General features: G+C 63.1%; 13 protein-coding genes. 12 read left to right on the top strand and 1 reads right to left on the bottom strand.

Annotation, left to right across the window (positions count from 1 at the left end; translation table 11 throughout):
- The first annotated feature begins 4 nt into the window (after window positions 1–4).
- The 7 genes from IHE39_RS15165 (at window position 5) to IHE39_RS15135 (ending at window position 5,783) form a co-directional block, all read left to right on the top strand.
- Window positions 5–436, top strand: coding sequence for a GlcG/HbpS family heme-binding protein (locus IHE39_RS15165; RefSeq protein WP_192567050.1), 432 nt, complete (start codon window positions 5–7; stop codon window positions 434–436).
- Window positions 437–599: 163 nt separating this feature from the next.
- Entirely contained in the window at window positions 600–1,688 is a 1,089-nt protein-coding gene (locus IHE39_RS15160) for an NAD/NADP octopine/nopaline dehydrogenase family protein (protein WP_192567049.1), read from the top strand.
- Window positions 1,685–2,572 carry a dipicolinate synthase subunit DpsA gene (locus IHE39_RS15155; protein ID WP_192567048.1) on the top strand — a complete coding sequence of 296 codons (888 nt, stop codon included), beginning with the start codon at window positions 1,685–1,687 and terminating at the stop codon, window positions 2,570–2,572. Before IHE39_RS15160 ends, IHE39_RS15155 begins: the two co-directional genes overlap by 4 nt.
- Window positions 2,569–3,918 (top strand): dihydroorotase, encoded by a 1,350-nt coding sequence (locus IHE39_RS15150; RefSeq protein ID WP_246471544.1) that lies wholly within the window; start codon window positions 2,569–2,571, stop codon window positions 3,916–3,918. Before IHE39_RS15155 ends, IHE39_RS15150 begins: the two co-directional genes overlap by 4 nt.
- Complete coding sequence (locus IHE39_RS15145) at window positions 3,915–4,595, top strand: resolvase (RefSeq protein WP_192567047.1); 681 nt, start codon at window positions 3,915–3,917, stop codon at window positions 4,593–4,595. Before IHE39_RS15150 ends, IHE39_RS15145 begins: the two co-directional genes overlap by 4 nt.
- Before the next feature lies 1 nt (window position 4,596).
- Window positions 4,597–4,794, top strand: coding sequence for a 2-hydroxymuconate tautomerase (gene thmT, locus IHE39_RS15140; RefSeq protein ID WP_018431063.1), 198 nt, complete (start codon window positions 4,597–4,599; stop codon window positions 4,792–4,794).
- A complete protein-coding gene (locus IHE39_RS15135; RefSeq protein WP_184774748.1) occupies window positions 4,794–5,783 on the top strand; it encodes an isochorismatase family protein in 990 nt (329 codons plus the stop codon). Before thmT ends, IHE39_RS15135 begins: the two co-directional genes overlap by 1 nt.
- Before the next feature lie 225 nt (window positions 5,784–6,008).
- Here the strand turns inward: IHE39_RS15135 and IHE39_RS15130 are convergent, their stop codons facing one another.
- Entirely contained in the window at window positions 6,009–7,373 is a 1,365-nt protein-coding gene (locus tag IHE39_RS15130) for a cytosine deaminase (protein ID WP_192567046.1), read from the bottom strand.
- 244 nt (window positions 7,374–7,617) lie between these two features.
- Between IHE39_RS15130 and IHE39_RS15125 the strand changes: the two genes are divergently transcribed.
- The 5 genes from IHE39_RS15125 (at window position 7,618) to IHE39_RS15105 (ending at window position 12,030) form a co-directional block, all read left to right on the top strand.
- Entirely contained in the window at window positions 7,618–8,361 is a 744-nt protein-coding gene (locus tag IHE39_RS15125) for a GntR family transcriptional regulator (RefSeq protein WP_184774746.1), read from the top strand.
- Window positions 8,362–8,386: 25 nt separating this feature from the next.
- Window positions 8,387–8,854: a RidA family protein gene (locus tag IHE39_RS15120; RefSeq protein WP_067967501.1), complete on the top strand. Its 468-nt coding sequence runs from the start codon at window positions 8,387–8,389 to the stop codon at window positions 8,852–8,854.
- Between the two features lie 2 nt (window positions 8,855–8,856).
- Window positions 8,857–9,855 carry a GTP-binding protein gene (locus IHE39_RS15115; RefSeq protein WP_192567045.1) on the top strand — a complete coding sequence of 333 codons (999 nt, stop codon included), beginning with the start codon at window positions 8,857–8,859 and terminating at the stop codon, window positions 9,853–9,855.
- A 341-nt stretch (window positions 9,856–10,196) separates the two neighbouring features.
- A complete protein-coding gene (locus IHE39_RS15110; protein WP_184774744.1) occupies window positions 10,197–11,189 on the top strand; it encodes an ABC transporter substrate-binding protein in 993 nt (330 codons plus the stop codon).
- 64 nt (window positions 11,190–11,253) lie between these two features.
- Window positions 11,254–12,030 (top strand): ABC transporter permease, encoded by a 777-nt coding sequence (locus IHE39_RS15105; protein ID WP_184774743.1) that lies wholly within the window; start codon window positions 11,254–11,256, stop codon window positions 12,028–12,030.
- Window positions 12,031–12,069: the final 39 nt, after the last annotated feature.

The following is a 12,069-nucleotide window of genomic DNA, read 5'->3' as shown; positions in this document are numbered from 1 at the left end:
AAACATGTCCGAACTGACGCTCGCCAAGGCCAACGCCATCATCGAAGCCGCATTCGCCAAAGGATCGGAAGTGAAGATGAAGCCGCTGACCGTTGCCGTGCTCGACGCCGGCGGCCATCTCAAGGCTTTCCAGAAGCAGGATGGCGCATCGATGCTGCGCTACGAGATCGCCTCGGGCAAAGCCTATGGTGCGCTCGCTGTCGGCATGGGCTCGCGCTGGCTCGACCAGACGGCGAAGGAGCGCCCGCACTTCATGGAAGGGCTCAACGCCGTCTCGGGTGGCAAGATCGTGCCGGTGCCGGGCGGCGTGCTGATCCGCGACGCGTCGGGCAAGCTGCTCGGCGCTGTCGGCATCACTGGCGACACATCGGACAATGACGAACTCGCCGCCATTTCAGGCATCGAGGCGGCAGGGCTGAAGCATCAGGCCGCGTGAGTGACGGAAGCACATTCTTCCGCTTGACAATTTCCAGTGTGATCATAAAGTGTGATCAAACTGATTGATGGCAATCAATTGGCGCGAGGAGCGGGGAGGAGTACCCGTTTCGAGCATGAGGTCGTGCGGCCCGATAGCCGTACCTCGGCCCCCGGAGGAGAGAATGAAAGTTGCAGTATTAGGAGCCGGCGCGGGCGGTGCAGCCTCGGTCGCAGAGTTGGTCCAGGCCGGTCATGACGTCCATTTCTGGGCGCGTTCGGCCGAAACGTTGGAGCCGCATGTCAAGCTGGGTGGTGTCGCCTTTGAAGGCAAGCTCGGCGAGGGCGTGGCCAAGCCCGCGCTGATCACCACCGATCTCAAGGCGGCAATCGATGGCGTCGATGTCGTGGTCGTCGTCCTGCCTACCTTTTCGCATTCGGCCATCGCCTCGGCGCTTGCGGCTGCCGGCTGGCCCTCGAGCAAACCCGTGGTGCTCAATCCCGGTCACACCGGTGGCGCGCTCGAATTCGCCGAGACTTTTTCGCGCACTGGCCGCGCGGCACCGCCCGTCGTCGAGTTCTCGACCCTGACCTATGTCGCGCGCAAATACCGCCCCGATGGTGTCACCGTCTCCGGCCGCGCCAAGCAGCTCAAGGCCGCAGCGCTGAAGGGCGGCTCCGAGGTGCTGGAGATCGCGGGAAAACTCTATCCGGGCCTTACCCCGGTTGCCGACGTGATCGCTTCCGACCTCTCCAACGTCAACATGGTCCTGCATCCGCCGGCGGCTGTCCTTGCCGCCGCCTGGGTCGAGGCGACTGGCGGCAACTTCACCTTCTACGTCGATGCGATGACCCCCGGCGTCGCCCGCGTCATGAAGCAGCTCGACGACGAGCGGCTGGCGGTGGCCAGGGCCTTCGGGCATGATCTGCCCAACCTCGTCGAAGAGATGAAGCTGCTCGGCACGGTCGAGGCCGATGTCATCGACACTTCCGACTTCCGCGCGGCGATTGCCGGCGGCGAGGCCAACAAGCGCATCAAGGGTCCGGATTCGCTCGAATACCGCTACTACAAGGAAGATTTCGGCCACGGCCTGCTGCCATTCCTTGAATTCGCGAAGATCGCAGGCGTCGAAACGCCCGTGGCGCATTCGCTCTACAGCCTGGCGCAGATCGCCGTCGGCACCGATTATCGCAAGGGCGGTCGCACCGCCGAGGCGATGGGCATCGCCGGCATGTCTCGGGATCAGGTCATTCAGAAGGTGAGGGCGAAATGAGCTGGAACAACACAGTCATCGCCGTCGTCGCCGGCGACGCCCGTGAACAGGAGATTGCCCGCTGCGCCGTCCGCGCCGGCGCCACCGTCCGTGCTTACGGTTTTCCCTGGCCGCAGGAGGGCATCGAGGGCGTGTATCACGCCAAGGATGCCGCCGACGCGCTGAAAGGTGCCGACATCGCGCTGTTCCCGATCCCGGGCATCACCACCGAAGGTGCGCTGTTTGCGCCAAAGTGCCCTGAAAAGATCATCCCGACGCGCGAGATGCTGGAGGGCATGCGCAAGCCGGGCCACATCATCCTCGGCTGGGGCGATGCCAATCTGAAGGGCCATTGCGCGGAACTCGGCATCACGCTGCACGAATATGAGTGGGACGTCGACCTGATGCTGCTACGCGGACCGGCGATCGTCGAAGGCGTGCTCAAGGTGATCATCGAGAACACTGAGATCACTATCCATAAATCCAACATCTGCCTTGTCGGGCAGGGCACCATCGGCTCGCTGTTGACCAACACGCTGGTGGCGCTCGGCGCGCATGTCCATGTCGCGGCGCGCAACCCGGTGCAGCGCGCGGCTGCTTATGCGGCGGGTGCTGAATCGCTGACGCTCGAACAATTGCCTGAATACCTGCCGAAGATGGACATCGTCATCGGCAGCGTGCCCAAGCGGCTGCTCGAACGCGAACAGCTCAAGCTGCTGCCCAAGCATGCGTTGCTGGTCGACGTCGCGGCCCCACCCGGCACCATCGACAGGGAGGCCGCGGCCGAACTCGGGCTGAAAACCGTCTGGGCACGCGGCATGGGCGCACGCGCGCCGATCACTGTCGGCCGCAGCCAGTGGAGCGGCATTGTCCGACGCATCGAAGGCATATTGGAGCAGAAATGATGAAAGCGGATCTGGTCATCAAGAACGCGCGGGTGGTTCGCCACGATGGCGAATTCCACGGCGGCGTCGCGGTCAAGGACGGCAAGATCGTCCTGACCGGATCGGATGAATCGCTGCCCGATGCGACCCGCACCATCGACGCCGAAGGCCGGGTGCTGATGCCGGGCCTGATTGATCCGCACTGCCATCTCGGCGTGAAGTACCCCTTCGCCGAGGACATGCGCACCGAAACGGCAGCTGCCGCTTCCGGTGGCGTGACCACAGCACTGCTCTACATCCGCAACCTCAAGGAATCTTATTTGCCGTTCTACGAGGAGCGGAAGGCGCTGGGCGAGGAGAACTCGGTTATCGACTTCGGCTTCCACTTCGGCATCCAGCGCGAAGAGCATATCGCCGAGATTCCGGAGATCATCGCCAAGACCGGCGTGAAGTCGTTCAAGTGCTATTTCGGCTACGAGCCCGACAATCCGATCGGCATCGTGCCGGCGACCGACGGTTGGGTCTATGCGGCGATGCGCATCCTCGCCAAGGTTCCCGGCGGCGTCATCAACGTGCATTGCGAAAACACCCAGATCGCCTCGTGGATCAAGAAGGAGATCGCGGCCACCGGCCGCCAGGATCTCGGCGCCTATACGGAATCGCGCCCCGCCTTCTGCGAGGTCGAAACCATCCGCCGCATGATTTTCCTCGCCGAGAAGACCGGCTGCTCGCTGCATCTGGTCCATACCTCGGTTGGCATGGGCCCGGTGCTGGCCGCCGAGGCGCAGGCACGTGGCGTGCATGTCACCGTCGAGACCTGTCCACACTACCTGACGCGCACCTGCTATGACGAAGATCTCGACATGCGCGCCAAGATCTCGCCGCCGCTGCGCGACCGCAACGAGCTCGAAGGCCTGTGGGCCGGCATGCTCAACGGCTCGGTCTACAGCCTCGGCACCGACCACGTACCATTCCTGCCCAAGAAGCTCGAGGATTTGTGGACCGAGTTCCCCGGTGTCGTCAGCTTCCCGTGGGAGCTGTCGCTGATGCTGCATTTTGGCGTCCACCAGCGCGGGCTGCCGCTCAGCCGCCTCGTCGAGCTCAACTCGTTCAATCCGGCGCGGCGTTTCGGCCTATGGCCACGCAAGGGCCATATCGATGTCGGTTTCGACGCCGACCTGGTGCTGGTCGACCTCGACGAGGAGCGGACCGTCACCCACACTGGCAAGGGCACCTGCATCTATGAAGGCTGGAAACTCAAGGGCTGGCCGGTGATGACGGTGGCGCGCGGCGATGTCGTCTACGAAAACGGCGTGGTCGCCGACACCAGCTACGGCCGCGGCCGCTGCGTGACGCTGCCGTCATGACGCCAAGCCCCGATCAGCTGGACCTGGCCGGCCGGATTTCGCTGACACCGGCGCGGTTGCCGGTTCACGAAGCAGTCGCAAGCATCGTTGCCCGCAAGGCGACGATCCGCCAGGAGCGGTTGTCGGGGATCCACAATCCGTGGGGTCACGTCATCGGCCTCACCGATCCATGGAGCTTTCTCGACCTGTGCGAGAGCGAGATCATCATCGATGCCGCGCGGAGCGTCATCGGTCCCGACATCGTCCTGTGGGACAGCGAGTTGTTTGCCGAAGCGGGCAGCTACGCCGAGTTTCTGACGGCCGGGAGGGAAGGCCGATACTGGCCGATGACGCCGCTCGCAGGTGCTGTCGTGCTGGTGGCATTCGGCAGCGGCGAGTTCTCGGTGAGGGCCTTCGGGCTGGAGAGGTTGGGACCCGACGCGCTCGACGGCTTCGATCCGGCCGAGCCGCTCTATGTCATCAGGCTGATGCCGGCGACGAGCCGTTTCGATCGTCATGCTGACCATCCGGCCAACCGCGCCTGCATGGAAGAGCAGGTGCTGGTCAACTATTCGAACCGCCCGCTGTGGCTGCTTTGCGGCACTGATCGGGCCAACAACGATCTGGTTTCGGGCTTTGCGCCCGCCGTGCCCGTCTGGGCCTCCGGCGCCATGCCCAGCGAAAGAGAGGAGAAATAAGATGCCATTCGTCGTCGTAGAGATGTGGGAGGGGCGCACTGTCGAGCAGAAGCGCAACCTCGTCAAAGCCATCACCAAGGCCATGGTCGAAGAGGCCGCCTGCAAGCCCGATCACTTGCACGTGGTCATCCACGAGACGCCCAAGGACAGCTGGGGTCGTGGTGGCGTGCTCGGCATCGACATGGTGGAGCACAAGTGATGGCTCTGGACGTTCTCGACTACCGCAAGTCGGCGCTGCTGGTCATCGACCTGCAGAACGCCTTCATCCATGAGAAGGGCACGCTCGGCGTTTCGGGCGTCGACACCAAGCGCCTGTCGTCGATCGTGCCGCCGCTGGCCAAGCTGATCAAGCGCTGCCAGGACACCGGCATTCCGGTCATCTGGACGATGCAGGAACACTTCGCCATCGACCACAACCGCGCCAAGAAGAAGCTGCTCGGCCACACTGCCCGCCGCAAGCAGGTGTCGGCGCTGGCCGGTAGCTGGGACGAGCAGATCATCGACGAGCTGAAGCCATTGGCCGATTTCGACCCGGCTTTCGTCATCCGCAAGCACCGCTTCGGCGCTTTCTACGAGACGCGGCTCGAGATGATGCTGAAGATGCTCGGCACCCAGCACCTGTTCGTCACCGGCGCCACCACCAATGCCTGCGTCGAGACCTCGATCCGCGAAGCCTATCTGCGCGACCTCGACGTGATTGCCGTCGACGACTGCGTGTCGGGCGTCAACGCCGAGTGGGAAGCCACCGCCAAGCAGGTGTGGAAGCAGTATTTCTGCGAGATCGCCCCCTCGTCCGAGGTGCTCGACTGGATCGGCGAACAGGTCAAGCCGCGCGTCACCAACTACGGCCACCAGTTGGTCATGGTCAACGACATCGACACGTCGGTGGCCTTCTATACAAACCAGCTCGGCTTCACGATCCGGCCGGCCAAGCCGCTGGCCGACGGGCGTCCGTTCACCGCCTTCCATCAGGGCATCGCGCTGATCCACGGCAAGGCCTCGGATCATCGCCAGCTCGACCACATCGCCTTTGAGGTCAATGATGTCCGCGCCATGGACGCCAAGCTGAAGAAGGCCGGCGTGAAGTACTTCACCGACCTTCATGACGGGCCCTACGGTCTGACGATCTACATCGCCGACCCCGACGGAACCAAGGTCGAGCTTTATCAGGTCGGCGCCACCGCCTGATCGCTCATTGTCACCGATACGAAAAGGCCGCCGTTTCCGGCGGCCTCAGATTGATTACAAACCCCTCGTTTCTTGGCAGCAGTCAAAATCGAGGGGTTTTGATTCTGGTTTGTTCACGATCTGAATCTGCGACGTTCCGTGAATCTTGGGTGATTTAGGTGTGCCCGGAGGTTTGTCAGCCGTCTGAGGCCGCCGTTTCCGGCGGCCTTTGTTTGGCTCCTCGCTTTAGTCGGATGCCATGCCTTCAAGCCCGTCGAGTTCGGCATAAGCGGGCAACGACGTCGCAAGGGGCGCGCCGTTGCGAACGACGATGCGATTGCTTTCGGCGCGCGACAGCACTTCCGACAAGGACCGGCCCTCGAACAGGATGAAATCGGCGACCTGGCCCTCGGCGATGCTGCCTCTGCCATCGAGCCCCATGATGCCTGCCGGGGTCGTGGTCACCGCCCCGATCCAGTCGCCGGCAGGATGGTCGAGATGCAGGACGCGCGTGCCGAGCCGATAGGTGTCCAGCATGTCGAGATCGCCATAGGAATGGAACGGGTCACGCGTGTTGTCGGAGGCAAGTGCTACCGGGATGCCGCGCTGCTTCATCTCGTGCAGCAGGGTCACGCCCCGCCATCTCGGCGTCGTGCCGTCCTGGCGGCGGTCCTGAAGATAGAGATTGCAGGTCGGCAGCGACACGACGGCGACGCCAGCCGCGGCCACCTTGTCGAGCGTGGCCTCGACATCGGCCTCTTCCTGCATCGCCAGCGAACAGCAATGGCCGACCAGCACCTTGCCGGCAAAGGAGGATCGCATCGCGGCCTCGGCGATACGGCGCAGTCCGTCGGCTTTGGGATCCGCGGTCTCGTCGGCATGGAAGTCGAGGTTGAGGCCATGTTGCTCGGCTTTCCGGAACATCAGGTCGAGCAGACGGTCGATGTCGGGAGCGGGATAGGCGACCGCCCCGAGTGTGCCGCTGGCAGCAGCGACATGGCGTGCGATGCGCTCGAGAAAGGCATCGTCGCGAGCCATGTCGATGGGAAACAGGCAGGACGCCTGCAAGTCGATTCGGCCGCGCCAGTGTTGCTTGAGCTCCATGAAGGCAGGCCAGGAAATGTCGTCTTGCGGTGGCTGTGAGTCGATATGCGTGCGCATGGCCGCCGTGCCGTAGTGGAACGCCGAGCGCAGTGCGAAGTCCATGCGCCTGGTGACATCGCCGGCCGACCAGTTGGTCGCGCGATCGGCGCGGGTGGCCGCCAACGCGCCGTCGAAAGTACCATTGGCTGCCGGCGTTCGCGGCAGGATATGACCCTTGTCGAGATGGGTGTGGCAGTCGACGAAGGTGGGGAGCGCGACCCGCCCGCCGGCATCGATCGAAATCGCGCTGTCTTCGTTGGATTCGATGGAACGGCCGCGCGCAGCAGTTGTTGCCAGTATCCTGCCGTGCTCTACTGTCACGTCAGCAAGAAAGTACCCTGCGGCATCCATGGCACCTGTTGTAACTGCACTGTTAAGACGCACGTTGCGCAAGATGTACCGGCCCAGCCTGGCGCCGTTGGCGATCTGATCGCGCAGGGCAGGCTGGTCGAAGGCAGGTGCGTTCATGGACGGGTCTCCGGATGGCGGATGTGACGGCGCGTCGGGCTGCCGCGGTGTTCTCGGTCAAACGGCAGGGCAGTTAATGGTTGCCGTTCCGGTAAAGATCATTTATTGATCACAATATGAGATCACAGATTGCGGCCTGTCAACTTCTGCCCCCGGCCGGCGACTGTATGCGGCAGCTCGCCGCCAGACGCCGTTCCTCGTACAGCGCAATTGTTGAGGAACTTGCGAGAGGCGGAGAAGCAGAGTGCGGATAGACAAGTCTGAGGACGCCGGTAACGGCGGCGGTGAAGCGCCTAAGAAGGAGCGCGGGCATGTCCATGGGCATGTGCTGCGTTATATGCGCCGCGGCCTGATGGTCGGTGCATTCCTGCCCGGCCAGGTGATGAGCCTGCGCAAGCTGGCTGCCGGATTTGGCACCAGCCCGATGCCGGTTCGCGAAGTGCTGAGCCGCCTGGTGGCGGCCAATGCGCTTGAGGAAACCAAGGGCGGTTCGGTGCGCGTGCCCAGGCTGAGCCCGGAAAAGCTCAGCGACCTTTTCGCTGTGCGCGAGATGCTCGAGGGCATGGCCACTGAGCTTGCCGCCAAGAAGGCGACCCCGGCGCTGATCAGCGAACTTGCCGCGATCAACAAGCAGCTGCTGGTGGCAATCGAAAAGCGCGACATCCTGAACTGCCTGTCGTCCAACCAGAAATTCCATTTCACGCTCTATGAGGCGGCTGCGTCCGACGTGCTGATGCCGCTGATCGAGTCGCTGTGGCTGCAGTTCGGCCCGACGATGTACATGTCGCTGCTGATCCCCTCGATGCCGTGGAACGCCTCGGACCACGAGGACATCCTTGCCGCCTTGAATGAAGGCAACGCCAGCGCCGCCAAGAAGGGCATCGTCCACGACATCCGCACCACCTGCAAGGCGCTGCTCAGCGTCGCCGGCTCGCAAGGCATCGAACTGCCTTTCGCGCAGGGGGCGGATCTTCAATTCGATTACTGACATCACGATCTGGGAGGAGCCCGCCATGGTGGGAAAAGTTGAACAGAACCTTGCTCGCCTTGGCATCAGCCTGCCAGCGACGGTGGCGCCAGCCGCCAACTACGTGCCGGCCCGCCGGCTGGGCAACCAGGTCTATGTTTCGGGCCAGGTTCCAGCTGAGGGTGGCAAGGACAAGTTCACCGGCAAGCTCGGCTCCGATTTCACCGTCGAAGAAGGCCAGGCCGCGGCGCGCCTCTGCGCCGTCAACATTCTGGCCCAGCTCAAGCAGGCGCTGGACGGCGACCTCGACCGCGTCGTCGGCGTCATCCGCCTCGGCGGCTTCGTCAATGCCGAACCCGACTTCAAGGATCACCCCAAGGTCATCAACGGCGCTTCCGATCTGATGGTCGAGGTGTTCGGCGAGGCCGGCCGCCATGCCCGTGCCGCCGTCGGCTGCTACTCGCTGCCGCGCAACGTTCCCGTCGAGGTAGACGCCATCTTCGAGGTCAACTGACCGTGCTGCCTGCCGCTTCCGCGACCGACGACCGAATTCCGGTCCACGTGCTGACCGGCTTCCTTGGCAGCGGCAAGACGACATTCCTGCGGCATCTTCTCGGCGAGCCTGATCTCGCCGACACGGCCGTGATCATCAACGAGTTCGGCGAGGTCGGGCTCGACCACCTTCTGGTGCGGGAAGTGTCCGAGGACGCGGTTTTGCTGTCGTCGGGCTGTTTGTGCTGTGCCGTGCGTGATGATCTCGTCTCCACTTTGGCGGACCTTCTGGCGATGGTCCGCCGTGGCGAGGTGGCGCCGTTCCGCCGGGTCGTGGTGGAGACCACGGGCCTCGCCGACCCCGCGCCGATCATGCAGGCGGTGATGAGCGACCTCAAGCTCCGCCGCGGCTATCGGGCGGGCAGTATCGTTGCCACCGTCGACGGCGTCAGTGGCGCCAACTCGATCGGCAATTTCGCCGAAGCCGTCCAGCAAGTGGCGCTGGCCGATTGCGTGGTCATCACCAAGTCCGATCTTGTCGAACCTTGGCGGCTGGATGCGCTCGCCCAGGATGTCGGCAAGGTCAACCCTCGGGTTCGGCAGCTTGTTTCAAGCCGGGCAAGCATGCCGGGTGCGGCCGACATCTTTGACCAAGAAGACAGTTGGGAACCGCGCCATTTCGAAATGGCCGATACGCCCATGCCAGGTCGGCACAGCGATGGCATCGAGACTTTCACCGTCGAGATTGACAACGAAGTCGACTGGCCATCCTTCGTCGACTGGCTGGAATTACTGCTCGCCGGACGCGGCCAGTCGATCCTTCGCGTGAAGGGTATACTGCCGGTCAGGGGTGACCCGCGCCCGGTGATCATCCATGGCGTCCAGCACGTGATGTATCCGCCCGAGTATCTGCCGCGCTGGCCGGAGGGCATGCCCCGCGCCTGGCTCGTTTTCATCGCGCGCAACCTTAACCGAAGCGCCATCGAGCGCTCGTTGCCCGATACCTTCGCCGCTGCGAACTGATCCGGCAAGCTTCATTTTTCAGGCGATCTTGGGTCGTTTTCCGACTTGTGAACGTGCCTCGCCCGGAGTGGGTGAGGTTGCGTCGTCTCGACGCGTGGTGAATCCGCCAGCGATTTCCGATGCTTGCCGCAGCGGCAGGGAATTCGCGGCAACGCTTCGATTGTGCATGCAAATTCGTGCGCTGCCTGATCCGATTCATCGCTTGACAATGATTGAATGTGATCACACTATGAGATCAAGAATGAAGATCGAGGGCGAAGGCTGTCGCGCTTTGTTCGGGGGAGAGAGGCAGGCCTTCGGGCCATTGGGGCGCCCGAAGGTGCTCGTTAGGGAGGAGAGAAATGTTGTACGCTACAGGTCTCATTCGCGGCACGGCGCTTATCGCCACAGCCGCCGTCGCCACCGTTCTTGCCAGTCACAATGCCATGGCGGAAGACGTCAACGTCCGCTTCAGCTGGAAGCTCAAGGGCGAATACGGCTTCTTCTATCTCGGCGAGCAGAAGGGTCTCTACAAGGATGCTGGTGTGACGTTGAAGCTCGGCGAAGGTGCTGGCTCGCAGGCAGCGCTCGGCTCGCTGATCCAGGGCCAGGAAGACGCTGTCATCCTGCCGGGCATTTTCGCCATCTCGGCGATCCAGAAGGGCATGCCGGTCAAGATCATCGCGCTCTATCAGCCGGAGTCGCCGATCGCCCTGATTTCGCATCCTGACAAGGCGGTGAACGCGCCCAAGGATCTCGAGGGCAAGACCATTGCGCACGCCGTCGGCGAGACCGGAACGTCCTATCTCAGTGCCTTCTGCGAGATCAACAAGATCGACTGCGCCAAGGTCTCCAAGGTCCAGATGGACTCGCAGTCGCGTGTGCCGCAGTTCCTGCAGAAGCAGGTCGACGTCGTCAGCGTCTACAAGACCAACGACCTGCCGGTGCTCGAAGACAAAACCGGCCAGAAGTTCCCGACGCTTGATCTCACCGAGTTTGGCCTTGCGGTACCTGGCATGGCGGTTGTCGCCAGCGACGATGGCATCGCCAAGAAGGGCCCGGCGCTCAAGAACTTCCTCGCCGCCAATGCCAAGGCAATCGAGATGACCCGAGCCGATCCGGCTGCTGCGACCGCGGCACTGAAGGCGGTTTGGCAGGGCGGGCCCTCGGACAAGGTCGTCCAGCAGCAGATCGAGGCGACCTCGGCATCGATCCACTCGCCTGATGGTACGCCGATCGGCTACATCGACGAAAAGGCGATCGCCGACGCCATCAAGCTGATCGGCAGCGTCGAGGAAATCGGCGACGCCAAGCCGATGTCGACCTTTTATACCAATGAACTTCTGACGCAGTGAGGCTACGGTGGCGAGCACGGATGTAATCGGCGCCGCTCAGGCGCAGAAAAAGCAAGGCAAGGGCATGAGCAGCAAGAAGAAATCACGCGGGCCATGGCTTGAGCGTTATTCGGCGCTCATCCTGGCGGTTGTACTGCTCGGCGCATGGCAGGTTCTGGTTCCCTGGTCCGGGCTCTCGGAATTTGTCCTGCCGACGCCGCTGGCGATAGCCAAGCGGATCGTCAACGAGCTGCCGTTGCTCGCCTCCCACGCCTACGTCACGCTGTTCGAGGTGGTTGCGGGTTTTGCCATGGCCGTGCTGGTCGGCATGCCGCTGGCGCTGGCGATCTTCTATTCCAGGGCTTTCGAACGCGCCATCTACCCGATCCTGGTGGCGCTGCAGACTGTGCCCAAGGTGGCGCTGGCGCCGCTTCTGGTGCTCTATCTCGGCTATGGCTGGGCGCCCAAGATCACGTTGGCCTTCCTGATCTCGTTCTTCCCGATTGTCATCTCGACGGTCGTCGGCCTGCAGTCGCTGGACAAGAACCTGGTCAACCTCGTCCGCTCGATGGGTGCCAGCGAGTGGCAGACCTTCTTCAAGGTGCGCCTGCCGGCGGCTTTGCCGAACATCTTCGGCGGTTTCAAGGTTGCGGTGTCGCTGGCGGTCATCGGTGCGGTCATCGGCGAATATGTCGCCGCCGAACGCGGCCTCGGCTACCTGCAGCTACAAGCCAACTCGCTGTTCGACACGACGCTCAACTTTGCCACCGTGGTGACGATCTCCGGGCTCGGCGTGATGTTGTACTTCATCATCGATACGATCGAAGCCCGCTTCACCTACAAGCGCGACGCCGCCAAATAATCAGCCGGCCGCGGGCGCGGCCGAGCAACGACAACAGGT

Origin of the sequence: Aminobacter carboxidus, from assembly GCF_014863355.1 — a bacterium.
Taxonomy (GTDB): domain Bacteria; phylum Pseudomonadota; class Alphaproteobacteria; order Rhizobiales; family Rhizobiaceae; genus Aminobacter; species Aminobacter carboxidus.
This window is presented reverse-complemented; position numbering and strand designations above follow the sequence as displayed.